The organism is Hamadaea sp. (genome assembly GCF_013362815.1).
GTDB lineage: Bacteria > Actinomycetota > Actinomycetes > Mycobacteriales > Micromonosporaceae > Hamadaea.
The window spans coordinates 44795-70151 of record NZ_JABFVK010000001.1; the positions used below are offsets into that span (position 1 = coordinate 44795).

25 protein-coding genes and 3 tRNA genes are annotated in these 25357 nt (G+C 69.0%); 13 read left to right on the forward strand and 15 right to left on the reverse strand.

The genetic code is table 11. From position 1 onward, the window contains the following. Nucleotides 1-48: 48 nt before the first annotated feature. The gene (gene mqnE, locus HOV77_RS00225; RefSeq protein WP_290855607.1) at nt 49-1218 is read right to left on the reverse strand and encodes an aminofutalosine synthase MqnE; all 1170 of its coding nucleotides are present in this window, start codon (nt 1216-1218) and stop codon (nt 49-51) included. A 153-nt stretch (nt 1219-1371) separates the two neighbouring features. Between mqnE and HOV77_RS00230 the strand changes: the two genes are divergently transcribed. Next, complete coding sequence (locus tag HOV77_RS00230; RefSeq protein ID WP_290855609.1) at nt 1372-2730, forward strand: NlpC/P60 family protein; 1359 nt, start codon at nt 1372-1374, stop codon at nt 2728-2730. Here HOV77_RS00230 and HOV77_RS00235 read toward each other — a convergent pair. Continuing rightward, nucleotides 2727-3869 carry an aminotransferase class I/II-fold pyridoxal phosphate-dependent enzyme gene (locus HOV77_RS00235; protein ID WP_290855611.1) on the reverse strand — a complete coding sequence of 381 codons (1143 nt, stop codon included), beginning with the start codon at nt 3867-3869 and terminating at the stop codon, nt 2727-2729. The two genes, HOV77_RS00230 and HOV77_RS00235, sit on opposite strands and share 4 nt — an antisense overlap. 236 nt (nt 3870-4105) lie before the next feature. On the opposite strand from HOV77_RS00235, the gene HOV77_RS00240 reads away from it, so the two are divergent. Continuing rightward, nucleotides 4106-5545, forward strand: coding sequence for a DEAD/DEAH box helicase (locus HOV77_RS00240; protein ID WP_363259366.1), 1440 nt, complete (start codon nt 4106-4108; stop codon nt 5543-5545). A gap of 73 nt (nt 5546-5618) precedes the next feature. Here the strand turns inward: HOV77_RS00240 and HOV77_RS00245 are convergent, their stop codons facing one another. Continuing rightward, a complete protein-coding gene (locus HOV77_RS00245; protein ID WP_290855613.1) occupies nt 5619-6521 on the reverse strand; it encodes a DUF559 domain-containing protein in 903 nt (300 codons plus the stop codon). Between the two features lie 87 nt (nt 6522-6608). Next, nucleotides 6609-8630 carry a carboxypeptidase regulatory-like domain-containing protein gene (locus tag HOV77_RS00250; protein ID WP_290855616.1) on the reverse strand — a complete coding sequence of 674 codons (2022 nt, stop codon included), beginning with the start codon at nt 8628-8630 and terminating at the stop codon, nt 6609-6611. A gap of 189 nt (nt 8631-8819) precedes the next feature. Here HOV77_RS00250 and HOV77_RS00255 point away from each other — a divergent pair, with 189 nt between their 5' ends. The 5 genes from HOV77_RS00255 (at nt 8820) to amcA (ending at nt 13552) form a co-directional block, all read left to right on the forward strand. Further along, the gene (locus HOV77_RS00255; RefSeq protein ID WP_290855619.1) at nt 8820-9176 is read left to right on the forward strand and encodes a sterol carrier family protein; all 357 of its coding nucleotides are present in this window, start codon (nt 8820-8822) and stop codon (nt 9174-9176) included. A gap of 238 nt (nt 9177-9414) precedes the next feature. Next, nucleotides 9415-10965, forward strand: coding sequence for an amidophosphoribosyltransferase (purF, locus tag HOV77_RS00260; RefSeq protein WP_290855621.1), 1551 nt, complete (start codon nt 9415-9417; stop codon nt 10963-10965). A gap of 47 nt (nt 10966-11012) precedes the next feature. Next, nucleotides 11013-12149: a phosphoribosylformylglycinamidine cyclo-ligase gene (gene purM, locus HOV77_RS00265; protein WP_290855624.1), complete on the forward strand. Its 1137-nt coding sequence runs from the start codon at nt 11013-11015 to the stop codon at nt 12147-12149. A gap of 139 nt (nt 12150-12288) precedes the next feature. Beyond that, a complete protein-coding gene (gene amcB / locus HOV77_RS00270; RefSeq protein WP_290856130.1) occupies nt 12289-13377 on the forward strand; it encodes a cyclophane-forming radical SAM peptide maturase AmcB in 1089 nt (362 codons plus the stop codon). Then, the gene (gene amcA / locus HOV77_RS00275) at nt 13361-13552 is read left to right on the forward strand and encodes a multiple cyclophane-containing RiPP AmcA (protein WP_290855626.1); all 192 of its coding nucleotides are present in this window, start codon (nt 13361-13363) and stop codon (nt 13550-13552) included. Before amcB ends, amcA begins: the two co-directional genes overlap by 17 nt. 89 nt (nt 13553-13641) lie before the next feature. Here amcA and HOV77_RS00280 read toward each other — a convergent pair whose 3' ends face one another. Together HOV77_RS00280 and HOV77_RS00285 are read right to left on the reverse strand one after the other, a co-directional pair. Continuing rightward, on the reverse strand, nt 13642-13851 hold the full coding sequence (locus tag HOV77_RS00280; protein WP_007073996.1) for a BldC family transcriptional regulator: 210 nt from the start codon (nt 13849-13851) through the stop codon (nt 13642-13644). 306 nt (nt 13852-14157) lie between these two features. Then, nucleotides 14158-14997, reverse strand: a complete 840-nt coding sequence (locus HOV77_RS00285; RefSeq protein ID WP_290855741.1) for a hypothetical protein — start codon at nt 14995-14997, stop codon at nt 14158-14160. A gap of 206 nt (nt 14998-15203) precedes the next feature. On the opposite strand from HOV77_RS00285, the gene HOV77_RS00290 reads away from it, so the two are divergent. The 3 genes from HOV77_RS00290 (at nt 15204) to HOV77_RS00300 (ending at nt 17114) form a co-directional block, all read left to right on the forward strand. Beyond that, complete coding sequence (locus HOV77_RS00290) at nt 15204-16274, forward strand: Glu/Leu/Phe/Val dehydrogenase (protein WP_290855743.1); 1071 nt, start codon at nt 15204-15206, stop codon at nt 16272-16274. Between the two features lie 253 nt (nt 16275-16527). Beyond that, a complete protein-coding gene (locus tag HOV77_RS00295) occupies nt 16528-16752 on the forward strand; it encodes a DUF3073 domain-containing protein (RefSeq protein WP_290855746.1) in 225 nt (74 codons plus the stop codon). Between the two features lie 158 nt (nt 16753-16910). Then, the gene (locus HOV77_RS00300; protein ID WP_290855748.1) at nt 16911-17114 is read left to right on the forward strand and encodes a hypothetical protein; all 204 of its coding nucleotides are present in this window, start codon (nt 16911-16913) and stop codon (nt 17112-17114) included. A gap of 10 nt (nt 17115-17124) precedes the next feature. Here HOV77_RS00300 and HOV77_RS00305 read toward each other — a convergent pair whose 3' ends face one another. From HOV77_RS00305 to HOV77_RS00315, 3 genes are all read right to left on the reverse strand, one after another. Next, nucleotides 17125-18420 (reverse strand): PrsW family intramembrane metalloprotease, encoded by a 1296-nt coding sequence (locus HOV77_RS00305; protein ID WP_290855751.1) that lies wholly within the window; start codon nt 18418-18420, stop codon nt 17125-17127. Between the two features lie 7 nt (nt 18421-18427). Beyond that, complete coding sequence (locus HOV77_RS00310) at nt 18428-18982, reverse strand: hypothetical protein (RefSeq protein WP_290855753.1); 555 nt, start codon at nt 18980-18982, stop codon at nt 18428-18430. 100 nt (nt 18983-19082) lie between these two features. Beyond that, entirely contained in the window at nt 19083-20420 is a 1338-nt protein-coding gene (locus tag HOV77_RS00315) for an ABC transporter substrate-binding protein (protein WP_290855759.1), read from the reverse strand. Between the two features lie 140 nt (nt 20421-20560). Here HOV77_RS00315 and HOV77_RS00320 point away from each other — a divergent pair, with 140 nt between their 5' ends. The 3 genes from HOV77_RS00320 to HOV77_RS00330 are packed head-to-tail and all read left to right on the forward strand — an operon-like array spanning nt 20561 to nt 21513. Further along, nucleotides 20561-20950, forward strand: coding sequence for a hypothetical protein (locus tag HOV77_RS00320; RefSeq protein ID WP_290855761.1), 390 nt, complete (start codon nt 20561-20563; stop codon nt 20948-20950). A gap of 27 nt (nt 20951-20977) precedes the next feature. Then, complete coding sequence (locus HOV77_RS00325) at nt 20978-21214, forward strand: hypothetical protein (protein WP_290855763.1); 237 nt, start codon at nt 20978-20980, stop codon at nt 21212-21214. Next, the gene (locus HOV77_RS00330; protein ID WP_290855765.1) at nt 21211-21513 is read left to right on the forward strand and encodes a type II toxin-antitoxin system PemK/MazF family toxin; all 303 of its coding nucleotides are present in this window, start codon (nt 21211-21213) and stop codon (nt 21511-21513) included. Before HOV77_RS00325 ends, HOV77_RS00330 begins: the two co-directional genes overlap by 4 nt. A 51-nt stretch (nt 21514-21564) precedes the next feature. Here the strand turns inward: HOV77_RS00330 and HOV77_RS00335 are convergent. The 6 genes from HOV77_RS00335 to crtI form a co-directional block, all read right to left on the reverse strand. Next, nucleotides 21565-21638: transfer RNA gene (locus tag HOV77_RS00335), tRNA-Phe, on the reverse strand. Between the two features lie 42 nt (nt 21639-21680). Then, nucleotides 21681-21757 (reverse strand) — tRNA-Asp (locus tag HOV77_RS00340). A gap of 34 nt (nt 21758-21791) precedes the next feature. Then, nucleotides 21792-21864: transfer RNA gene (locus tag HOV77_RS00345), tRNA-Glu, on the reverse strand. 163 nt (nt 21865-22027) lie between these two features. Next, nucleotides 22028-23005 (reverse strand): polysaccharide deacetylase family protein, encoded by a 978-nt coding sequence (locus HOV77_RS00350; protein WP_290855767.1) that lies wholly within the window; start codon nt 23003-23005, stop codon nt 22028-22030. A 294-nt stretch (nt 23006-23299) separates the two neighbouring features. Beyond that, nucleotides 23300-23836 carry an isopentenyl-diphosphate Delta-isomerase gene (gene idi / locus HOV77_RS00355; protein WP_290855770.1) on the reverse strand — a complete coding sequence of 179 codons (537 nt, stop codon included), beginning with the start codon at nt 23834-23836 and terminating at the stop codon, nt 23300-23302. After that, the gene (crtI, locus tag HOV77_RS00360) at nt 23833-25320 is read right to left on the reverse strand and encodes a phytoene desaturase family protein (RefSeq protein ID WP_290855772.1); all 1488 of its coding nucleotides are present in this window, start codon (nt 25318-25320) and stop codon (nt 23833-23835) included. Before crtI ends, idi begins: the two co-directional genes overlap by 4 nt. Nucleotides 25321-25357: the final 37 nt, after the last annotated feature.

The following is a 25357-nucleotide window of genomic DNA, read 5'->3' on the forward strand; positions in this document are numbered from 1 at the left end:
CCAGCAGCCTACGCGCTGCTGGGCGGGCTCCTTCGCAGGCCCCGGGCCCTAGGCCCAGACCTGCTGCGGTTCGCGCCGCCGGTCGGCGAGCGACATCGGCGCGTCGAACTCGCGTACCACCTCGTAGCGGGTATTGCGCTCGACGGGCTGGAACCCGGCGTCCTGGATCAAGGTGAGCAGGTCTTCCCGGTGCATGGTGTCCGGCGTGCCGTAGGAGTCGGCGTCGTGGGTGATCTTGTACTCGACCACCGAGCCGTCGAGGTCGTCGACGCCGAAGTTCAGCGAGAGCTGGGCGACCGACAGGCCGTGCATGACCCAGAAGCACTTGACGTGGTCGAAGTTGTCCAGCATGAGCCGCGAGACGGCGAAGGTCTTCAGCGACTCGGCCGGCGAGGCCATCGTGGTCTTGGCCTGGATGCGGTTGCGGACGATGCCGTCGGCGCTGTCGTGGAAGTCGTGCTGGTAGCGCAGCGGGATGAAGACGACGAAGCCGCCGGTCTCGTCCTGCAGCTCGCGCAGCCGCATCACGTGGTCGACGCGGTGCCGCGGCTCCTCGATGTGCCCGTAGAGCATGGTCGCCGGCGTACGCAGACCCTTCTGGTGCGCCAGCCGGTGGATCCGCGACCAGTCCTCCCAGTGGCACGCGTGATCGACGATCTGCTGCCGGATCTCCCAGTCGAAGATCTCGGCGCCGCCGCCGGTCAGCGAGGCGAGCCCGGCGTCGATGAGCTCGTCGAGGATCTCGTCGGCGGGCAGGCCGGAGATCTTCTCGAACCACTGGACCTCGGTCGCGGTGAAGCACTTCAGCGAGACGTCGGGCAGCGCCTCCTTCAACGCGCGCAGGACCCGGGGGTAGTACTTCCACGGCAGCGTCGGGTGCAGGCCGTTGACGATGTGCAGCTCGGTGAGCTGCTCGTCCTTCATCTCCAACGCCTTCTCCACGGCCTGCTCCACCCGCATGGTGTACGCGGCCTTCTCCCCCGGCTTGCGCTGGAACGAGCAGTACGCACAACTGGCGGTGCAGACGTTGGTGAGATTGAGGTGCCGGTTGACGTTGAACATCACCCGGTCGCCGTTCTTCTCGGTGCGCCGGTGGTGGGCGAGCCGGCCCAGCCAGGCGAGATCGTCGCTGGCGTACAGCGCCTCGCCGTCGGCTCGGGTGAGCCGCTCGCCGGCGTAGACCTTCTCTTCCAGCTCTCGCTTCAGCCCCGCGTCCATCCGCTGCGCCTCCCAAACCTCGTCTCCGTCCTGCACATTACCCGGGGGTTCACCGCTCCTTACTCCGGCGGGTGTCGACTTTCCCCGCTCAGTGCGCTATGAACGAAGGCGGCACACCGGACGCATCCGGCGGGGACCTCGGGGAGAAGACACATGACGCGACGGCGCGTTGGCGCGGCCCGTTTGTCCGCGCTGCTCACAGCAGCGATCGTGACCAGTGCCGCCACTCCGGCGGTAGCTGATCCGGTGACGACGACAGCTGCCGCGCAGAAAGTCCCCGACGGCGGGTTGCAACCCGTTCCCAACGGCCCGCTGCAGTTGCCGTTCGGGGTGCCCGCGACCGGTTCCGGCGTCAGTAGCGATCTCGCTGCTCTCGCCGCACAGCTCGACGCGATCAGGACCGAGGTCTCGATCCTCGCGGAGCGACGGCATGAACTGCTGCAGGCAGTCACCTCCACCGCGACCGAGACGGTCTACGCGCAGTACGAGTTCGCCGAGGCCGAGAATCGGCTGGCGAAGGCGAAGAAGGCGCTCGCCGACGCCGCTTCCGACGCGTACGTCGAATCCGGTGGCCTGCCGGACTTCGGGCTGGGCGGGCTCGCTCCGCGCGCCGACGACCCGGTGCACGGCAGTTCCGGTGCGGCTCACGAGCTGGCCCTGGCCAAGGCGGAGTACGAGCGCACGAAGACGGCGTACGAGACGGCTCAGAAGAACGAGGCGGACACCAAGCAGCGCTATGCCTCGGTGGAAACCACGTTCAACCAGCGCGTGACGGCGAAGGCGGAGCTGGAGACCCGCAACGCCAGCAAGGTCGCGGAGATCCTGCGCCAGGAGGAGGCGGCCGAGCAGGCTCGCGGCCGGCAGTACCTCAACAACGACGCCCTGGCCGGATACAAGGCGAACCCCAAGGCGCTCGCCGCCGTCAACTTCGCGCTGAAGCAGCTCGGCAAGTCCTATGTCTGGGGTGCCGAGGGTCCCGACCACTACGACTGCTCCGGTCTCATGTGGGCGGCGTACCGGACGACCGGCTACTCGCTGCCGCGCGTCTCGCGCGACCAGTATCAGGGCACGAAGGACACCTCGGTGTCCCGGTACGCCCTGCTCCCCGGTGACCTGCTGTTCTTCGGCGAGGACCCGGCCAATCCGGCCTCGATCCACCACGTCGGCATGTACCTCGGCAACGGCAAGATGATCCACTCGCCGACCACCGGCGACGTCGTGAAGATCTCCAACGTCTGGTGGTCGCACTTCTTCGGCGCGACCCGGGTGTACCAGGCGATCAAGGTGCCGACGGCGAGTCCGACGCCGACCCGGTCGAGCACGTCGCCGTCGCCCACCCGGTCGAGCACCTCGCCGTCACCGACCCAGACGACCAGCTCGCCGAGCCCCTCGCCCACGACGAACTCGCCCACGCCGGCCGCGACCACCGACTCGCCGGCCCCGGCGGACACCGACACCCCGTCGACCAACTCACCCGCCGCCGTCGAACCGACGCCGACGCCGACGCCTTAGTCGTTCAGCGCGGCGACCATCCTCGCGACACCGTCCGCAATGGACTCTTGGGACGCGGCGATGGTCCCGCGCACATGGCCCGCGCCGCCGGTTCCGAACTTGCGCCCGGGTGCGAAGGCGATCCGCCCACGCTCGAGGAAGAAGTCGGCCGGCTCGCCTTCGACCGCGAGGGCCCGGCAGTCCAACCAGGTCAGATAGGTGCCTTCGGGCGCACGGTAGCCGACCTCCGGAAGCTGCTCGGAGAGCAGTTCGCCGAGCAACCGGCGGTTCGTGTCGAGCGCGGCCAGCAGGTCGTCGAGCCACTCCTCGCCGTACCGCAACGCCGCGGTGTGCGCGATCGTGCCGAAATGGCTCGTTCCGTGCGCGATGTGCTCGGGCAGCCGCCGCACGTCGTCCACCGCCTGCACGCCGCCGATCATCAGCGCCGCCTTGAGCCCGGCGAGGTTCCACGCCTTCGACGCCGACATCAGCGAGATGCCGCGATCGTCCACACTCAAGTACGGCACGAAGTTCGCGCCCGCGGGCACCAGCGGCGCGTGGATCTCATCGGCCACGACTCGCACGCCATAACCGTGCGCGAGCTGCGCGATCCGTTCCAGCTCCGCGCGAGTGTGCACGGCGCCCGTGGGATTGTGCGGATTACACAACAGGTACGCCGCCCGACCACCCGCCGATGCCGCGTGACGGAACGCCGCTTCCAGGACGGCGAAGTCCACCCGGCCGTCCGCTCCCAGTGGGGCCTCCACGATCCGGCGGCCCGCGTGTTCGACGAAGCCGAAGAACGGGAAGTACACGGGCGGGTTGACCACAACTGCGTCGCCGCGGCCGGTCACCAGCCGCACCGCCTCCACCACCCCCGTCATGACGTCGGCGACGGGCGAGGTCTGCGCCGTCTCGAAGCCCCAGCCCCAGCGGCGTCCGGCGAAAGCGCTCAGCGCCTCGGCGTACGCGTCGCCGTGGGGGTAGCCGGTGTCGCTGAGCCGCAGTGCTTCTTCGAGCGCCTCGCGTACGGGGTCGGCGAGGTCGACGTCCATCTCGGCTACGAACGCGGGTAACACGTCTTCGGGATATGTGCGCCACTTCACACTGGTACGCCGCCGCAACGCCGCCGGCGTGACCGTGCTGAACGGGTCGGCCATGCTTTCGATCTTCCCACGTTTGTCCGCCCGTTCGGCGGGCCGATTCTGTTCGCCCGTTCGTGGCCCGATTCGTGAGCCGAGCCACTTCGGGCGCTTATTCGGACAAGCGGGGCAGCAGAACCCGTACACTTGACGATGTTGCGTGCCCATCGGCACGCGTTTTCTATGCGTGTTCCTGCGAGAAGAATGCTGGCGGCGAGCCCCACAGGCGGCCGCGCGGACGCGGGGATACCTCCATGGAATGCCCCAATGTTCGAGCACCGAGGAGCACCTTGAGTTTCGCCGATCCCTCCACCTTCCCGTCCGTCTTCGACCTCGAGTCCGACACCGCCGGCTCCGAGTCGGCCGGGAAGGCCTCCTTCGCTGAGCTGGGCCTGCCGCGCAAGCTGGTCCGGGCGCTGGCTCGCGAAGGCATCACCCATCCCTTCGAGATCCAGGCCGCGACCGTGCCGGACGCCCTCGCCGGGCGTGACGTGCTGGGCCGGGGCCAGACCGGGTCGGGCAAGACGCTCGCCTTCGGCCTGCCGGCGCTCGCCCGCATCGCCGAGAGCGGCCGTGCCCGCCCGCGTCACCCCAAGGGCCTGATCCTGGTCCCCACCCGCGAACTGGCGATGCAGGTCGCCGACGCGCTCCGGCCGCTGGGCCGCGAGGTCGGCCTGTTCCTGGCGACGGCCGTCGGCGGCGTGCCGTACGACCGGCAGATCTCGGGTCTCGAGCGCGGTCTCGACATCCTGATCGCGACGCCGGGCCGACTGGGCGACCTGATCAACCGGGGCGCCTGCTCGCTCGACGACGTCGAGATCTCGATCCTCGACGAGGCCGACCAGATGGCCGACATGGGCTTCCTGCCCGAGGTCACGGAGCTGCTCGACAAGACCCCGGCCGGCGCGCAGCGACTGCTGTTCTCGGCCACCCTCGACGGTGACGTCGACACACTCGTCCAGCGGTTCATGACCGACCCGGTGACGCACTCGACCGCGCCGCCGGCCGCCTCGGTCACCACCATGGATCACCTCATGCTGATGATCCCGCCGACCGACAAGTTCCGCGTACTCGCCTCGATCGCCGCCCGCCAGGGTCGCACGATGCTCTTCGCGCGTACGCAGGCGGCGGTGGACCGGCTCGTCGACCAGCTCCGGGAGGTCGGCGTACGCGCCGGCGGCCTGCACGGCGGCAAGAGCCAGGCGGTCCGGACGCGTACCCTCGCCGAGTTCAAGGAGGGTCGCACCAGCGTCCTCGTCGCGACCGACGTCGCCGCCCGCGGCATCCACGTCGACGGCGTCTCCCTCGTGGTGCACGTCGACCCGCCGCGGGACCCCAAGGACTACCTGCACCGGGCGGGCCGCACCGCCCGAGCCGGCGAGTCCGGCGCGGTCGCCACGCTCGTCCTGCCCAAGCAGCGACGCAGCACGCAGGTCATGCTGCAGAAGGCCGGCGTCCCCGACGCCGCCGAGCACCGCGTACGCGCCGGTGACGCCCGCCTGACCGAGCTGACCGGCGCGCAGGAGCCGAGCGGCGTACCGGTGAAGGACGAGCCGCGCCCGGCTCCGTCCGGTGATCGGCGTCCCCGTCGTCACTTCTCCGACCGGCCTCGCCGGTTCCCCGACGGCGGCAGCCGTGAGGGTGGCCGTCCTCGCTTCCGTGAGGACCGCCCCAAGCGGTACGCCGACCGCTGACCTTGTCACCGGCATGATCGTGTGAGCCGGAAACGTCGCTGGAGCCTCCTGCCGACGTTTCCGGCTCACACGATCATGGGGATCGCCGCGATTCCAGGATCATCAACACCTCGCGACGTACGCGTTCCGGCTCGGTCGTCAGCCGCCGATAGGTGAACCGAACGACCATGATGCCCTGCGTGGCGAGCGCAGCGTCCCGGCGTAGATCGGCTTCCCGCTGCTGTCTGGATCCGTGCCAAGCCGCACCGTCCAACTCGAACGCGACTCTTTCCGGCTCGGCGAATACGTCCAGGTAGTACCGGCCGCCGTCGACCGTCACCGGAAACTGGCGAATGAACACCGGCATTCCAGGGCCGACGAATACGTGGTCCAGGCCGAGGATCTCCAGATAGCTTCGGCATCCACGGGTGAGCCGGTCCAGGACGGCGGCAAGCCTTGCCCGGCCCTCGACGTGAGGTAGGCGCGCAAGCTCGGCGGTCAGGCGCTCGGTTGTGGTTCTTCGTTCGGTGAGGGAGCGGAGGAGGAGACCGATCCCCTCGGCATCGGCCACGAACGGCCAACTTTCGATCAGCGCCGACTCGATGGTCGTCACCCAACGCCCATCACGGACGACGGCGGTGGGCGGGCCCAGCTCGAAGTCGGTCCGCGTGTGGATCACGAACCATTGGCACGAGCTCAGTCGGTGACGCCTCGACGTGGTGAGATGTGCGACCTCGTCGGCATCGGCGATCCGTAGACCCCAGATCATTAGGGCCGACGTGTGGCTGAGCGCACCGCGGCCGTCCGCGTAGCAGGTGGCGACTCGGAGCGGGTTGATCAGCTGGGCCGCGTCGGCGTAAACCCCCGGAGCCACGCGCTTTAGCGTCCCGGCTCGGACGGCGTTGTGCACAGCCCAGCGGGGGATGTCGTCGCTCAGCCGGGACAACGCGATCAAGCCGTCGGCTTGCGCGAGCGCGGCGCGAAGTCGTCGATCCACCTGGGAATGCTCGAACGAATGCGGCTGCACCGCCTAAGCGATGCAGCCGCATTCTGTGGATTACCGGGCGATGTGGATAAGTGCCCGTCAGTCGTCGAGCCAGTCGAGGCGACGGTCGGCGCGCCGAGACGGGTCGTCGTAGCCGTTGGCCTGCTGACCGTAGGGGTCCTGGCCACCGTAGCGCTGGGTCGCCTCGCCGTACGCACCCTGGTCGTAGCCGGCACCGCGCTGTTCGGGGACGTAGCCACCGGCACCCGCGCCGGCACCGTAGTTGCCGCCCTGCGCGCCCGCGCCGTAGCTGGACTGCGATCCGTAGCCACCGGCCGCGTCGCCATAACCGCCGGACTGCTGCTGCGGCTGCTGACCGTAGCCACCCTGCGATCCGTAGCCCTGGTCGTAGCTCCCACCGGCGGCTTGGCCACCGGAGCCGTAGCCACCGGCCGCGTCGCCATAACCGCCGGACTGCTGCTGCGGCTGCTGACCGTAGCCGCCCTGCGATCCGTAGCCCTGGTCGTAGCTGCCGCCGCCCTGGCTGTAGCCGCCGCTCGCCGAGCCGTAGGTGCCCGCACCCTGGTCGTAGCCGCCCGCCTGGTTGCCGCCGTACGCCGAACCGTTCGCGCCGTAGGTGCCGCCCTGGGCACCAGCGCCGTATTCAGCACCGGCGGCCGGCGAACCGTAGGCGCCACCCGCCTGCGGACCGGCTCCATAGCCGCCCTGAGCGCCGGAGCCGTAGCCCGACGTCGGCGCGGCCGGCGAACCGTACGCCCCGGCGACGGGCGAGCCATAGGCACCGCCACCCGCCGGAGAACCGTATGCACCACCGGCCGGAGGCCCGGCGGGAGAGCCGTACGCACCACCGGCCGGGGAACCATAAGTTCCGGCACCAGCCGAAGGACTCCCGTACGCCCCACCACCGGCCGGAGCACCATAGGTGCCACCACCAGCGGGAGCACCGCCGCCGTACATCTGGGTCGGCTGGGCGTCCTGTCCGTAGCCGGTCCACCCACCCTGCTGCGGACGAGCGCCGTATTCGCCACCGGGACGCTGAACCGTCGTCGGGGAATCGGCCATCGGCGAGCGGGCCACCATCGTCGGGTCGGCCGCCGCGGGCCGGGCGCCGTAGTAGCCGCCGCTGCTTCGAGGCGGGGTCGGACGGCGTACGGGAGCGTCGTCCTCGTCGTCTTCTTCGTCCTCGTCGTCGCCCTTGTTGCGGCGCATCAGGATCAGCGCGATCGCGCCGATGCCGAGCAGCACGAGCAGGCCACCGACGATGATCATCATCCAGGAGAGGCCGGAGCCGGAGTCGTCACCAGTCGCTGTCGTGTTGGTTCCGCCGCCGGTGCCGTCGGTCGCGCCGCTCGCCTCGCCCGAACCAACTGCGTTCGGGTCGACCGTCGGCTCGTCGCTGACCTCTTCACTTGGCGTCGGCGACGCGGTAGCGCCCTTCGGCGTCATCGCCAGGCTGATGCCGGTCTTCGACGTCCCAGCGGCGACCGTGTACGACTTCGTCACCGTGTTGTAGCCGTCAAGGCTCACGCCGACGTAGATGGTGCCCGCCTGAATGGGGTCGCTCGGGGAGCTGGTGAACGACCAGGCGCCGCCGCTGTCGGTCGAGTCGTTGTGCGTCTTGCCCGACGGGTCCTTGATGATGACCAGTACGCCGTCGAGTTTGGAGCCGGTGGTCGAGTCCTTGACCGTGCCCGAGATCGTCTGAATCGTCGTGGCCGCCGCTTCAGTCACTGTGACGCGCAACGTGCCGGTGCCGTCAACGGACGAATTCGACGCGGTGATCGTCGCACCAGAGTTGGTGACGATGGATGCCCCTGAGGATGCCTTCAGCGTGACGCTCTTCGTCACGGAGTCGCTGGCTGCGATGGAGAACTTCTCTCCGCAGCCGCCGGTGCAACTGACGCCCGACGGCAGGTTCGACAGCGAGATCGAAACGTCGGCAACCGGAAGAATGGTGTTGTTGGAAACCTTGATCGACACGGATTTCGTGCCGTTCTGGGCGACTGAAACGCTGGCGTCATCGACCTTGAGGTCGTTGGGCGCCGCCGAGGCGGGAGCGCCGACGGCCAGGATCGAACCCAGCGCCAAGCTTGCGACCACACCCGCTCGCAGCAAGAAGGCCCGACGTCGGAGTGTTGCCACGGTCACCCGCCCTTTCCTTTCACTCCCCCCGTGGACGCGCAACGGTCCGTTAGATGCGCACCGCTCGCCACTATGCCTTGTCCGAGCACGGTTCCGCGACCCAGGGGAGGGGCCAATCATGGTTGACGCGAGCCGTATCGTCCACTCATGTCCGTACAGCCTGATAAATCCCAGGCGCTGGTCAGCGCCCTGCAAACGATCGACGCTGATCAGGAGCCGGAGCGGACGACCCTGCGCGACGCCGTTCGGTTTGTCCTGAACGTACTTTCGGTTCGAGAACCGGGACGTTCGGTGGAGGTACGGGTTCCGCCCTTCGGCGCTGTGCAGTGCATTGCAGGACCTCGGCATACCCGGGGCACGCCGCCGAACGTAGTGGAGATGGACGCAGTCACCTTCCTCAAAGTGACCTCCGGTCGGCTCGCCTGGGCCGACGGCGTCGCGGACGGACGCATCACAGCCAGTGGCAATCGCGCCGATTTATCGCCTTTCTTGCCAGTTGTGTGACTCATTGCCTCTTTTCCTGATCTGTGATCTCTGCCAGAATCAGCGGAGGCGCGGTTAACGTCGGAGTATCACGGAAAGCACCCGTAAGGTGGCTATCCGTGAAGGCCGCCGAGTCGCGTACACTGTCTCGCGACGGCAGACTGAGCTCCACCAGAGCTTCAGGCGACTTCAGACCGCTGACGAACCACCACGAAGACCACCCATCAGCGACATCGAGCACGAGGTTGGGAGCAGCAGGGTGCCCCGAGGCGACGGCCGGTTGAGCCACGAACTCGACCCCTACCGGCCAGGCCCGCAGGACGCGTGTGGCGTCTTCGGAGTCTGGGCGCCGGGCGAGGAAGTGGCCAAGCTCACCTACTTCGGGCTCTACGCCCTTCAGCACCGTGGCCAGGAGGCCGCCGGCATCGCGGTCAGCGACGGCACCGGAGTGGTGGTCTACAAGGATCTCGGCCTGGTGGCCCAGGTCTTCGACGAGCCGACCCTCGCCAGCCTGCGCGGGCATCTGGCCATCGGACACGCGCGCTACTCGACGACCGGCGGTTCGACCTGGGAGAACGCCCAGCCGACGATCAAGGCCACCAAGCTCGGCACGACGCTCGCCTTGGCGCACAACGGCAATCTGGTCAACTCGGCCGATCTCGCCGCGCGCATCCGGGCGCTGGGTCTCGACGTCGACGGTTCCACCAGCGACACCGCGCTGGTGACCACGCTGCTCGCGGCCACGCCCGACCTCAGCGTCGAGGCCGCCGCGATGCAGGTGCTGCCCGGCGTCAAGGGCGCCTTCAGCTTCGTCTTCATGGACGAGAACACGTTGTACGCCGCTCGCGACCGCAATGGCGTACGCCCCTTGGTGCTCGGCCGCCTGGAGCGGGGCTGGGTGGTCGCAAGCGAGGCCGCCGCGCTGGACATCGTCGGCGCCAGCGTCGTGCGCGAAGTCGAGCCGGGCGAGCTGATCGCGATCGACGAGAACGGTCTGCGGTCGTCGCGCTTCGCCAACCCTGATCCCAAGGGCTGCCTGTTCGAATACGTCTACCTGGCCCGCCCCGACGCCACGATCTCCGGCCGCAACGTGTACGCCGCGCGTACCGAGGTCGGCCGTCAGCTGGCCCGGGAGCACCCGGTCGAGGCAGACTTGGTCATCCCCAGCCCGGAGTCGGGCACGCCCGCCGCCATCGGGTTCGCCGAGGAGTCCGGCATCCCCTACGGCATGGGCCTCGTGAAGAACGCCTACGTCGGCCGGACCTTCATCCAGCCGTCGCAGACCATTCGTCAGCTGGGCATCCGGCTGAAGCTCAACCCGTTGCGCGACGTCATCCGCGGTAAGCGGATCATCGTCGTCGACGACTCGATCGTGCGGGGCAACACTCAGCGCGCCACCGTGCGGATGCTGCGCGAGGCCGGCGCGATCGAGGTTCACGTGCGCATCTCCTCCCCGCCGGTGAAGTGGCCTTGCTTCTACGGCATCGATTTCGCCGACCGTGCCGAGCTCATCGCCAACGGTCTGGACAACGAGGGCATCCGCCGGGCCATCGGCGCCGACTCCCTCGGCTATGTATCGCTGAACGGTCTCATCGCCGCCACCGAGCAGCCGGCCAACCGCTTGTGCCGGGCCTGCTTCGACGGCCAGTACCCGATTGATCTGCCCGCCGGCGATCTGATCGGAAAACACGTGCTCGAATCGGTCGGCCGCCGTGTGGACGAAGCCGAGCGGGGCGAGCAGCGGGACAGGTCCGTTGACGGCCCGGCCCGCGCCGAGGACCCGGCGACCCTGGAACGCGCCGGAGCCTGAGCACGCGGCCGTCGCCGAGCCGCGCGAGAACAAAGGGGAGTACCACCGTGACGCACGTAGCCGAGCGCCCAGCCACTGACGGCGCGGGCGGCCGTCAACTCTGGAATGCCGAGAACGGCACCGCTCGTAAGCGCCAGGCCACCTATGCCGACGCCGGTGTCTCGATCCACGCCGGTGACCAGGCCGTGGAGCTGCTCAAGGCCAAGGTTCAACGGACCCACCGGCCTGAGGTGCTCGGCGGGCTGGGCGGTTTCTCCGGCCTGTTCAAGCTCGACGTCACGAAGTACAAGAAGCCGGTGCTCGCGTCCTCGACGGACGGCGTCGGCACCAAGCTCGTGATCGCGCAGCAGATGGACATCCACGACACGGTCGGCATCGACCTCGTGGCCATGGTCGTCGACGACCTCGTCGCCTGCGGCGCGGAACCGCTCTTCCTGCTCGACTACATCGCCTGTGGCGAGGTCGTTCCCGACCGCGTCGCCGAGATCGGCGCGGGCATCGCCGACGGCTGCCGCACCGCGGGCTGCGCGCTGCTGGGCGGCGAGACGGCCGAGCATCCGGGCGTGATGAAGCCGCACGAGTACGACCTTTCCGCCAACGGCGTGGGCGTCGTGGAAGAGGACGACATCCTCAGCCGCGAACGCGTGCAGCTGGGCGACGTGGTCATCGCGATGCGGTCGTCGGGCCTGCACTCCAACGGCTACTCGCTCGTCCGCCACGTCCTGATGGGACAGGGCCGGCTCCGGCTGAGCAGCGTCATCGAGGACCTCGGCGTGAACCACACGCTCGGCGAGGAGCTCCTCACCCCGACCAAGATCTACGCGCAGGACTGCTTGACGCTGATCGCCGAGTGCGAGGTGCACGCGCTGGCGCACGTCACCGGGGGCGGCATCCCCGGCAACCTCAATCGGGTGCTGCCGGACACGATGGACGCCGTGGTGGACCGCTCGACGTGGCGTCCGCAGCCCATCTTCGACCTCGTGCAGAGCCGGGGCCGGATCGACCTGCCCGAGATGGAGTCGACCTTCAATATGGGCGTCGGCATGTTCGCCGTGGTCGCGGCGAACGACGCAGATCGGGCGATGGCGCTGCTCACGGCGCGGGGCGTGGAGTCCTGGTCGGTCGGCGAGGTCGTCGAGGGCGAGGGCAACGTACGCATGATGGGCTCGCACACGCGCGGCTGACGTTTCATGCGGGCTGTCCGTGGTGGCGTGCGTACGCCAGACTAGGCCGGGGAGCCGCTTGGGCGAGCCGCCAGAAGTGCAGTCGGCAGCGGCGACCGCGGGGAGGTGGGCGATGGCCTCCGTACACCGGTTCACCGGCATGCGGGGTATCGCCCCGGTGCCCTCGTACGTGATCCTCCAGCCGACGACGCTGTGCAACTTGGACTGCGCGTACTGCTATCTGCCGTGGCGCAAGGACGATCGGCGCATGGCTCCGGCCGTTGCCGAGGCGGTCGCGCAGACCGTCAACCGGTGGGCCGCCGAGGCCGGCCGCTTCTCGGTGGTCTGGCACGGCGGCGAACCCACTGCGACCGGCCGCGAACGCCTGGTCCAGCTCATGGCGCCGTTCCAGGGTGTCGAACATCATCTGCAGACCAACGCCACCCTGGTGGACGACGCCTGGTGCGACTTCTTCCAGGCGTACGACATCCACATCGGACTGAGTGTGGACGGCCCGCGGCACCTCACCGCACAGCGCGTCGACCGGGCCGGGCGAGAGGCGTACCAGCAGATCATGCGCGGAACAGACGCCTTGCGACGGCATGGCGTGCCGTTCGCGGCCCTGTGCGTGGTCTCGGACCCCAGCCCGGCGCTGGCCCGCGAGCTGTACCCGTTCTTCCGTGAGCTGGGCTGTTACGCCCTGGGCATCAACATCGAGGAGCGCGAGGGGGTCAATACCCGCAGCAACGCGCATGCGGAGGACGACGTCCGCGGTTTCTGGGCGGAGCTGACCGCGGCCTGGCTCGCCGATCCCGCCATCGAGCTGCGGGACGTCGAATTCGCCATCCGGTACGCCGGAGCGCTGCGCCGGGACGAGGCGGACACGGTCCTCCCGCGCCAAGTGGATCCGATCCCGACGATCGCCTACGACGGCGCGGTCGTGCTGGTCTCGCCGGAGCTGGCCGGCTTCAGCAGTCCGCAGTACGGCGATTTCAGCAGCGGCAACGTGACGAGTACGCCGCTGTCGCAGATCGTCGCGCAGGCGACCGAGTCCCGCTGGGTCAGCGAGTACCTTCGGGGCGTCGAGGCGTGCCGCGACAGTTGCGGCTACTTCGGCTTCTGTGGCGGCGGCCATGCCGCCAACCGATACTTCGAGCACGGCCGGTTCGACACGACCGTCACGGAGCACTGCCGCAACAGCAAGATCCGCCTGATGGAGGGAGTCCTGGACCATGCCGCACCCCACTGAGGCGCCCGACCTGGCCGACCGAGTACGCGCCGACGGCGTCTCCGCGCTGGTCGAGGCGGCCGAGGAGATCTGGACCGGACGCCGGAACAACCCGGACGCGCCAGTCGCCGGACCGCGCCCGTTCGAGGACGCGTTCCCGACGTTCTACCAGTTCTCCAACAGTCCGCAGAGATAGCCGGGGCATAGTTGAAGGGAGCCCACACCGTCTATTGAGGACGGCCAGGCTCCCTTCAGCAGGGGTGCTCGCCGGGGGACGGGCGGGTATCAGTCGCCCTGGCGCTGCTGCGGGATCTGGCCCTGCAGAAGCGCGCGCACCTCCGACTCACGGTAACGGCGGTGTCCACCCAGAGTGCGGATGGCGCTGAGCTTGCCCGCCTTCGCCCACCGGGTCACCGTCTTGGGGTCGACACGGAACATCGACGCCACCTCGGCGGGGGTCAGCAGCGGCTCGGGTTCGTGCGTACGCGACGCCATGGGTCACTCCTCCACAAGTACCTGTAAACGAGGGCCGGGGTCCCGCCGGCCGACGCGCCTCCCATAGTCCGGCTCGTCCACGATGTCCGACATGGGCCGAACGGGTGAAGGTCCGTAGATGGACGGATGATGAATCAATGATATTTCCGCAAAAAGCGGTACAAAATGCCCTCATGGGATGACGGCATAGGCCGGAATTGTGCTTACTTCGAGGCGTTTTTCAATCGGCACAGAGGCCTTCATTATCGGACAAATTCGCCCGGTCGAGTACCGCCTAGCGTACTGACGAGTAATGCAAACGGATGATCAGTTGTAGCGCTCCATGAGCTGAATCTCGCGCCACCGGTCAACCAGACGTTCATAGTGATCCGTCGCGGCCTCACCGTCGCCGGTGTTCAACGCGGCGAGCCCGGCGGCGACCAGCCCCGGCGAATCGTCATCGGCCAGCGCCTGATCGTTGAACAGGTGCACGAGACCGCCGTAGTCGAGTTCGACCATCGAGCCGGGGTGGAACTCCTCCAGCCAGCGGGTTCCCTCCGCCACCGACTCGGTGATCGGGGCGTCTCCCATGGTCCGGCGCAGGATGGCCAGCCCCTGGTGGGCCCGGCGGCGCGCCTTGCCGATCTCGGTCCGGTAGCGCAGCATGCGGCGGCCCGGGTCGACGCTGATCTCCCGCTCGGCGAAGTCCACGAAGAGGAACCAGCGCAGCGGCACCCCCCACGTCGCGACGTGTTCGTGGACGCGGGGCAGCCCGTGGTCGAGCACCCGGGCGCCGCCCCGGAAATCGCTCACGACCGTCTGAGCGAGCCCGGCCAGGGCGGGCGGGACGAAGGCGTCGGCGAGCACGGCGGGTACGCCGGCCCGAGCGGTGAGCGCGGCCTCCGCAACGCGTACGCGCAGATTCCAGGGGCAGATGAGGCTGCCCGCCTCGGTCGTCAGGACGTACGCCTCGTCCGGCAGGTCCGGCAGCCGCGACCAGCTCGCACCGAGCGCCTCGAGAACGGTGACACGCTGGCGACCAGGCCCCTCGGCCGGCCCGATGGCCCGCCCCTCGTCGAGGTAGCGACGCCAGAAGCGCTGACGATCCCGGTCGAACGCGGCCAACGGCTCATAGACGCGTAGGTACGCGGCGAACTGTGACGGCACGTGGCGATCCTCCCACGCTCCAGGGCCTTCCCGCACGCACACGAGGCGCTCGCCGCCCCGAGCAGGCCGCTGTCTCGCCGTGTGGTCGCGGCCACCGCCGCCACCTGGGACTCCAGTAGGCTCCGAAGGGAGACCTCGCGCCACCCCATGCGGGGTCCCGCGGCCCGCGCCCCACAACGGCGCGACAGACTCAACGAGGAGTTCTCATGGGCGTCTTCAGCGCCGACACCGGTCACGAACAGGTCGTCTTCTGCCAAGATCGGGCCAGTGGCCTCAAAGCGATCATCGGCGTCTATTCCACCGCGCTCGGCCCCGCCCTCGGTGGCACGCGCTTCTACCCGTACGCCTCCGAGGAGGAGGCTCTGCACGACGTGCTGGAGTTGTCGCGCGGGATGGCGTACAAGAACGCCCTCGCGGGGCTGGACCTCGGCGGCGGCAAGGCCGTCATCTGGGGTGACCCGGTGCGGGACAAGACCGAGGCGCTGCTTCGGGCGTACGGCCGGTTCGTCCAGTCGCTCAACGGCCGCTACTGGACCGCTTGCGACGTCGGCACCTACGTCCAGGACATGGACGTGGTGTCCCGGGAGACCCGGTTCGTGACCGGCCGTAGCGTGGAACACGGCGGCGCGGGCGACTCTTCCATCCTCACCGCCTGGGGCGTCTTCCAGGGCATGCGCGCCGCGGCCGAGCACCGCTGGGGCTCGCCGTCGCTGCGCGGCCGCCGGGTCGGCATCGCCGGCCTGGGCAAGGTCGGCAAGTACCTCGCCGGCCATCTGCTCGAGGACGGCGCGGAGGTCGTCGCGACCGACCCGAGCGAGGCCGCCATCGCGTGGGCCCGCCAGACCCACCCGCAGATCACTCTCGTGGGCGACGTCCAGGAGCTCATCACCAGCGACATCGAGGTGTACGCACCCTGCGCCCTCGGCGGGGCGCTCAACGACGACAGCGTTCCCGTGCTGCGGGCGCAGATCGTCGCCGGGGCGGCCAACAACCAACTGGCCCACCCGGGGGTGGAGAAGCTGCTGGCCGAGCGCGGCATCCTCTACGCGCCGGACTACGTCGTCAACGCCGGCGGCGTGATCCAGGTGGCCGACGAGATCGAGGGCTTCAACTTCGACCGCGCCAAGCTGCGGGCGACCAAGATCTACACGACCACGAAGCAGATCCTCGAACTCGCCGACGCCGAAGGTGTGTCTCCCGCCACCGCGGCCGACCGCCTCGCGGAGCGGCGGATGGCCGAAGTCGGCCGGCTGCAGACGATCCGCCTGCCGCGCTGAAATGCTCTGAAAGGGCCGGTCGCGACCCGCGTGAGCGCTCCGGGTGGCGCGTTCCGCGGGTCACGACCGAATCCGCAACGAACCCCTTACCGTCGCAAATCAGACAGTTTGCGCGCGGCACGGCAACATGGAGTGGAGCCCGAGGTGCCGAAGTCGGCGACGACTGTGTACCGTATGAGCCACGAGAGATGCCTGACGTCATCGGGGCCCGCCTTCGGGCTGCCCCGACATTCATGTGCGAGGGGGTCGGTCCATGGGACGCGGCCGAGCTAAGGCCAAGCAGACTAAGGTGGCCAGGGAGTTGAAGTACCACTCCCCGAACACCGACCTCGCGGCGTTGCAGCGAGAACTCGGTGGAGCCGCCGCCGCGAAGTCTGATGAGCAGCTCGACGACGAGTACGACGAGTACGACGCCGACGATGATGACTCTGAAGACGCGGACGACGACCCCAACTGGGCGATACGGCGTTCCCGGTAACGCCGTCGAAGATCGCTATCCAGCAGGCCCGCGCGACTTGAGCGCGCCTCCTGTGGGGTAGCGATCTTCACGTGCCACCACAACGGTGTGGGGCCGCCTGGACGCCGATCTGTCGTGGGTGTGGTGCGTTTTGCGCCCAGCGCCTAGCCTGATGCCTCATGAGTGACATTGAGACTCGCGGCGACGAGGAAAACACGCTGGTCACCTTTGACACCGACGGCGACGGCAAGACCGACGTGTGGGTCAAGGACACCGACGGCGACGGCGTTTCCGACCTGGTGGAACTCGATCACAACCATGACGGTGTGGTCGACGTGACGCTGGTCGACCTCGATCAGGACGGCAAGCCCGACAACGTCTGAACGTCGCCGGTCAGCCGCCGCCCAGCGCGCGGAACGCCGACATCAGCAACAGCACCACCAGCACCGCCGCGAGCATCCACCAGAGCCAGCGGCGGTGTTTGTGCGTACCCGGCAGGGCCTCGTCGATGCCGAGCTGAGCCAGCTTGTGCCGGGCTTCCAGCACGCTCTCCCGCGCCTTGGCCACGACTGGATCGGCGTGCGGTGCGCCATGGGCCGTCCGAGCCCGGGCCAGTTCGACGGCGTACCGGCATTGCGCACGCTGCAACGTGCGGACCGCGCGTTCCCCCTTGCCCCCCGCCACCTTCTTGGCCTGGTGCCGGGCCCGAGCCCGTAGGTGAGCCTCGGCCAGCGTGCCCACCTCGCCCTCGGTCGCGATGTGTGGATCGCCGACCGCGCCGAGTTCGGCCAGGTAGAACCGCGCCTCCCGGGATCGCGCGAGCCACGCCAGGCTGAGCACCAGGACCAGCGCGGGAATGCCCTTGATCAGCAACCCGAGCAGGATGCCGCCGGCCCCGCCGCCCACACCGTCCGCGAGCAGCGGCGAGTTCCAGAGGAAATGCAGAAGCCAGGCCCCGCCGAAGCCCACCAAGGCGCCCGCGAGCCGGTTCAGCAGCGAGCGCTCCGGATGGACCAGGAAGTACGCGATACCGCCGCCGACCAGTGCGGAGAAGATCGTGTGACTCCACAGCCCGGCCAGGAACCCGCGAAGGAAGACGGTGGAGATGACCGGGCCGATCTCGTCACCCTGACCGGCCACGGCGACCGCGTTGACCGCGTAGATGATGTCCTCGACTATCTGGAAGCCCAGTCCGACGAGCGCGCCGTAGACCATGCCGTCCAGGACGCTGTTGATCTGCGCCCGCGCGATCAACACCAGGACGATGACGCCGAGGCCCTTGAGCAGCTCCTCGACGGTCGGCCCGGCGATGGCCGAACCCCAGGCGGCGGCGAACTCGGGGGAGATGAGCTTGGCCAGGAGGTCGTGCACCGCCCGGTTGCCCGGGATGGCGACGATCGGCGCGACCGCCGCACCCCAGGCGAACGCGGTCGCGAGCAGCAGCCAGGGCTCCCGTTCGAGGAAGTCCAGGGACGCGATGAACAGCCAGAACGGCACGGCGTACAGGCCGAACAGGACGATCGCCGTCAGGGTGGCCGTCGGCCATTTCCCGTACGCCGTCTCGAAGATCCCGAGCAGTCGGAGACCACAGACCAACAGGAGGCCGGCGAGCAGCCAGAACGCCGGCATCTGCAGCGAGCGTACGGCGCGGGCGGTCCGTGGCGTGGGACGGACGGAGGCGGTGGACATCGGCGGCCTACCTCTGCTCGATCGACGCGATGCTCGCCTCGATGCCCGTCATGAGAGTGGCCAGCTCCGGTTCGGCTCCGCTGACCGTCACCTCGATCGACCGCCCGCCACTCAGGAAGACGGCGTACCGGCCGAGGCGTCCGGGTGCGCTGTAGGACCCCTGTACGCCGGTCAGCCCGCCCTCGGTGGTCATCGGGTCCTCGGCTCCGGTCACTTGGTAGCCGCGCGTACCGGTGATCTTGGCGCGCAGTTTCGCCGCCGCCGCGCTCAGGTCACCTGTGAACGGCGCAACCACGATGACGTAGCGAACCGGGCCGATCAGGAACAGCGCCGTGCCCCGGTCAGCGCCGGGCCGGGTGTTCGTGAGGTCGAGTTCGGCCTGCTCAGGCGGGATGACCACGACGCCCCCGCCGACGGCGTACGCGCGCCCGCCGACCGTCGAAGCACCCGCCGGGACTCGGCGGTTGATCGCGGGCAGACCCCAGGCCACGAAGAGGATCACGACCAGCACGGCCACGCTGCTGGCGAGATTGCGCAGCAGGCGGGTCCCCGCGGTCGACATGATCCGAAAGTAACGTGAGGGACCCCAGCGTGTCCGACTTATGCGTTCTTTCGGGCGACGCCCCTCATCAGCCGGCGGCGCGCTTCATCCGGCCGTGCGCTCAGCCGGCGGTACGCGGGTCCACACCGGCCGCGGCGAGCTCGAGCAACGCGTAGGTCGACTCGGTCAGCCCGATGATGAGCACGCCTTCCGGGCCGAACTCCTTCACCTGGGCCGCCTGGTCCGGGATCTTCAGATCTTCGGCCTTGCCGCTGGCCGGCACGTCGTACCCGACGACCTGGATGTCGATCTCCTCGACGCCCGCCTTGACGAGCTCCGCCTTCACGCCCTGCTGGAGACCCTCGCCGTAGGCGTCCTTGCGATACAAAATGCTGATCTTGCGTACGCCGTCCCGCATGATCACGTCGGCCAGCGCGCGCGATTGCAGCTCGTCCGAGGGAGCGGCCCGGAAGAAGTAACCCTGGTCGTCGATCGAGCTGAGCGCGGCCGAGGTCGCCGACGGGGCGAACAGGATCACCTTCCGCGCCGCCGCCTCGGGGATGAGCTTCGTCGCAACACCGGAACTGCTCGGCCCGAAGAACATCTGCGCGCCCTGGGCGATCTGCGCGTCCATGGCGGCCTTGCCCTTGTCGGCGTTGGTGCCGTCGTCGCCGTCGAGGAACTGGATCGGCTTGCCCAGTACGCCGCCCGCCGCGTTGAGCTCCTCGATCGCCAGGCGCGCGCCGGCCCGCTTGGGCGGGTTGCTCCCGGAGTTGGTGCCGGTGATGGCGGTGAGCCCGCCGATGATCAGCGGTGCGCCGATCTCCTTGACCGAAGTCTTGACCGGGGCCGGACCCGGATCGGTGGAGGCCGCCGCTTCCGAGCCCGCCCCGACATACTCGGTGAGCTGCTTGTTGATCTGGCTGTCGGCGCTGAAATGCAGCGTCCCGTAGGACGTCGTCGACGGCTCGCCCTTGTCCTTGAACCCGGTCTTCACCGTGACGCCGACGTATCGGAGATCAGTGCCCTTGCGGGCCAGCGACAGGCAATCCTCCGGAGTGGAGCAGTCCTTGCCGCCGATCGTCACGCCGTTGATGTAGTTCTTGACCACGGTGGCGTCAGTCGTCCGGGCCAGCTGCGTCGCCAGCGCCATGATGATGATCGCGTCGTACGACTCACCGGCGTACGAGTAGTCCTTGAGATTGGGGTCGATCGCCCGCAGTCGCGCCTTGAACTCCTCGGTGATCGGCGTCAGCGGGGTCGTGCCCTTCATGCCGTCGATGAGGCCGGGCTGGGCCTTGCCGACCGGCTCGCCGATGGTGTTCTTCATGTTGCCGTCGGCACCGTAGAACCGGATCGACTGGTGACTGCTGGTCGGATCGCTCTTCTCGCTGCAGGCGGCGACGCTCAGCGCCAACGCGGCGCACAGAAACAGTCGGATCCCGGGCGTTGGGCGCATGAGGGGGTCGCCTTCCTGAACGATCAACTCGCCCCGGAGACTAGCGCGCCACGGGTTCTGTCGGGAAGTGGTCAGCAAAGTTGTCCTTGCCCGTCTTGTGCCACCGTCCCGCGTTGACATGGCGTCGTACGCTCCCACTCGTGACCGCCGATCCACACCGCGTCTTCGAGGACGCGGCATTGCTGCTCGACCAGGCCCTGGCGGGCGACCGGGCGGCGGCGGTCGAAACCGTCGGCACCGTCGTAGGTGGTCAGGGCGCGTCCGGCGCGCTCGGCGTCGCGTGGTGCCTCGCCGGGACGATCACCGGCGACGGGAACCCGTCCGGACTGTGGTCGCTCGAATTCCCGGAGATCGACGAGGCCCAGTACGACGCGCGCTGGGTGGCCCGGTTCATCAGCGCGTACCTGAACGAGGACGAACCGACGGCGCAGGCGCTCGTGGGAGCAGCGCTCTCCGACGGACGCCTGGAGGACTGCCTGCTCACCCTGGCCGGATCGACGGTGGCCACGCTGCACCATCGTGAGCGCTGACCGGCCCGGCGTGTCATCATTTCGGGCATGGCGCAGGTGAACCTGATGACCTCACTGCCCGAGCACGCGCTGGAGGTACTGCGCGACCGGGCCCGCCACGACGGCGTACCGCTCGGTGAGTGGCTCGCCCGGGCGATCTACGACAAGGCGACCCGCGACAGCACGGCCGACCCGGCCCGCAAGGACGCCGCCCGTCGCCGCCGCTTCATCGTCGACACCGAAGCCGAGCGCCACCGCCACTTCCACCAGGCTGAACCCGCGTGAACCGGGGCGTGGTGTGGAATTACTCGCCCGCCTCCGGTCCAGCCGTACGCGTCGTCGTCCTCTCGAACGAGGCGCACAACTCGGTCTCCTGGCCGGTGTGTGCGTACCTGACGAGGCGGGCGACGCCACTGGTGCCGACCATGGTCCCGCTCGCCGACCCCGACCCGGTGGGCGGCGCGGTAGACCTCGCCACCCTCGGCACGATCAATCCGGACCGGCTCTCCGGGCCAGTGGGCATGCTCACGGGGGCCAGCCTGGCTCGCATCGGGGAAGCGGTCCGCGCCCTCTTCGGTCTCTAATCGCCCTGGTACGCAAAATGACCAGGCCGAAAGCCTGGTCATCGGTGGAGGTGGCCAGGGGCGGGGTCGAACCGCCGACCTTCCGATTTTCAGTCGGACGCTCGTACCAACTGAGCTACCTGGCCGTTCAACACGAACGCCGCGCACACAACGCGCGGCGTCTGCGCTGGCGGTCCTGACGGGACTTGAACCCGCGACCTCCGCCTTGACAGGGCGGCGAGCACTCCAACTGCTCCACAGGACCTTGCTTCGCAGAGACTGTACCAGTCTCCGTTCCGTGCCCCCAACGGGATTCGAACCCGTGCTACCGCCTTGAAAGGGCGGCGTCCTAGGCCGCTAGACGATGAGGGCGGCCGAACCATCATCGCACATTGCGACTCAGGTTGGTTTTGCTCCCATCCGGCCCCGCCGGAGGCCTGCAAAGCATATGCGATGCCCTCCCGGCCCGCCAAATCGACCTCCCCCTCCGCGCCCGCGGCCTTCTCGCTGAGCGCGGATGCTGGGTCGTGGCTGGTCAGACGGTTCCCGGTGGGAGCGGGCGGAGTGCGTACTTGGCTTTCAGCGCGGGCAGAATCTGCCGGAGCGCCGCGTTGGTCTGGCTGCGGTCGCCGCCGCCGTCGTGCATCAGCACGATCGAACCGTGCCCGGTGTGGCCGAGAACACGGCTGACGATCTGCGCGACGCCCGGATTCTTCCAGTCCCAGGGGTCGACCGCCCAGCCCAGCGGGACCTTGCCCAGCTCCTTGACCAGTTTCACCTCGCCGGCCGTCCACTCGCCACCGGGCTGGCGGAAGTAGTGGATCGGCACGCCGGGCACGACCGCGTGGATCGCCGCGTCCGTACGCTCGATGTCGGCCTTGATCTGGACATCCGTGCGGTGGCCCAGCCGCAGGTCATGCGACCAGCTGTGGTTGCACAGCGTGTGACCCTCCGCCACCATCCGGCGTACGAGGGCCGCGTTCGCCTTCACCTGGCGGCCGATCAGGCAGAACGTCGCCTTGATCCCGGCCGCCTTGAGCTGGTCGAGCACCCTTGGCGTCCAGGTGGGCTGAGGGCCGTCGTCGAAGGTCAACGCGACCGACCCATCCGTCGTACGCGTGATGACCGAGCCCTTGGGCGGCTTCGACTCGTCGACCTTCTTCGGGACGACAGCCGGCGAGGGCGACGGCTTCGCCGACACGGAGGGGCTCGGCGACGCGGAGGGCGATCCGGACGCACTCGGCGTCGTGTCCGAGTTGTTGCCCGAGAGGCAGCTGCCGAGAGCGGCGACCCCGAGGATGGCCACGAACCCGGCGCTGGCCACCGATCGGCGGGCTCGCGACGACAGCACGCTCTGGCCGCGGGACCAGGCGTGCAGTCGACGCAGCCGGTCGAGCGACCACGGTACGAACGCCGCCCCCGCCCGCATCAGCAGGCGGCCGACGGCCTTGAACAGGCGCAGCAGGCCCGTGGCGGACCGAACGGCCAGCTCCCGGGCACGGGGCACCGGCATGCATTCCTCCCCAGGACCGCTGCCGGCAGGTCGGGGGTGGTGCCCTCACATGGTTCCCCGTAGACCACCGTGAGGGTCGCCGGCAGTCACAAGCGCCCAGCCTTCCACGAGCGAGGCGATCACGCGAGTCCGACTCGCCAGGTCGATCAGGGAGTCGAGGGATCGATCACCCGGAACCCTGGAACCCGACCTGGGAAAACGTCGTTGATCACCCCGATAGGTTCATGATCGCGCGGAAAGGGGCGGGCCGCGGGAAAGGGGCGGGCCGCGCGGAAAGGCCAGGGGTGGAAAGCGTCAGGGCAAGGCGAGCGCCGTCACACCGGGAAGCCAGGGGGCGTACTGAGTCGGCGAGGCAGCCATGGCGGTACGCAGGTCGCCGGGGTCGACCCACCGGACGGCGTGCACCTCGGCCGGGTCCGGCCGCAGCGGAAGGTCGTCGACGATGCCGAGCAGCACATGGTCGTATTCGTGTTCGACCAGCCCGGTGTCGGGGTCGTCTGCGCGGTAGAGGTGCACCCCGACCTCGGTCAGGCTCACGTCGGCCGTAACGCCGAGCTCTTCGGCGAGCCGGGCGAGTGCGGCGTCCACCACTGTCATCCCGGGCGACGGGTGTCCACAGCAGGCGTTGGCCCAGCGCAGCGGGAACCGCGTCTTCACGGCCGCGCGCTGCTGCAACAGAAGTCGGCCGGACGTATCGAGGAGGTGTACCGAGAACGCGCGGTGCAGCCGGCCGGGGGCGGTGTGGGCGTCGGCGACGGTCGCCTCGCCGATCGGCGTACCGGTCTCCGAGACCAGCTCGACCAGCAGCGATTCGCGTACGAAGGAAGTCATGCGAGGTCTCCTGTGATCCGGCGGGCGGCGAGCTTGCCCGAGATGAGCACCATCGGCACACCCACACCCGGCTGCGTTCCGCTGCCCGTGAAGACCACGTTGGACAGACTCGGATGCAGGTTGCCCGGCCGGAACGGGCCGGTCTGGGCGAACGTGTGGGCGTACGAGAACGGACTGCCGGCGACGTGTCCGTCGCGCGCCCAGTCGGCCGGGGTGACCACGTGCGAGATCTCCAACTGCAGGCCGAGGTCGTAGTAGCCGCGTTGTTCCAGCGTCGCCATCAGTTCGCCGGCGTACCGGCGGCTCATGGCGGTCGTCCAGGTCACGGGGGCCACCGAGAGGTTCGGCACCGGCGCCAGTACGTAGTAGCTCTGCCGGCCTGGTGGCGCGGCGCTGTCGTCAGTCTTCGTCGGGTTCGTGACCAGCAACGACGGGTCGGTCATCAGTTCACCGCGGTCGATGACTTCTTCGAACGTACGCTCCCAGGCCCGCCCGAAATGCAGGTTGTGGTGGGCGATCCCGGGGTAGTGGGCGCGCGCGCCGAGGTGCAGGACGACGCAGCTCGGGCTCGGCCGCAGGCGCTCCAGCCGGGCCGGGGCCGGCGTCGGGAGCAGCGAGAACGCGGCGGCCAGGTCGGGGTTCAGCACGATGACGTCGGCCGCGATGCGCTCCCCGTCCGCGGTATGCACAGCGACCGCCCGGTCGCCGCGCGTCTCGACGCCGGTCACGGTGGTGTCGTACCGGAAGGTCACGCCGTGCTTCACGGCGATGTCGGCCAGCGCCTGCGGTACGGCGTGCATACCACCGCGCGGGTGATAGACCCCGGCGACGGTGTCCAGATAGGAGATCACCGCGTACAGGGCGAGCGCGTGGTCCGGGGCCAGCCCGGCGTACAGCGCCTGGAAGGAGAAGATCCGCCGAGTCCGGGAATCGGCGAAGAACTGCGAGATCTTGGGGCCTAGGCGGCGGAAGCCACCCGTCAGCGCCAGCTTGATCAGGTTGGCCGTGAGCAGGTCCCGCGGGCTGTCCAGGTTCCGGTCGATGAAGTCACGCCGTTCCAGCCGCCACAGCCGCTCGGCCCAGCTGACGAACCGGCGATAGCCGGCGGCTTCGCGGGCGCCGCACAGCTCGGCGACGGCCTGTTCCATTCGGTCCTGATCGGCGGTGACGTCCAGCGTGCTGCCGTCGGGATAGTGCGCCCGGTACGCCGGATCGAGCGGGATCAGGTCGAGCCAGTCGTCCAGGTTCTCGCCGACCGCCGCCATCGGCTCGGCGAGCAGGTCGGGTGCGGTCAGCACGGTCGGGCCGAGGTCGAAGCGGTAGCCGTCCAGCTCCAGCCGACCGGCGCGGCCACCGGGCTGGCCCGCCCGCTCGATCACGGTGACATCGCGGCCCGCACCGGCGAGATGCAGGGCACACGCCAGCCCGCCGAGGCCCGCCCCGACAATTATGACCCGATTTGTCTGACCGGAGATGGTTCGCACGTTTCGAATCGTCGCACGCGGCTCCCGGCGAACCCGC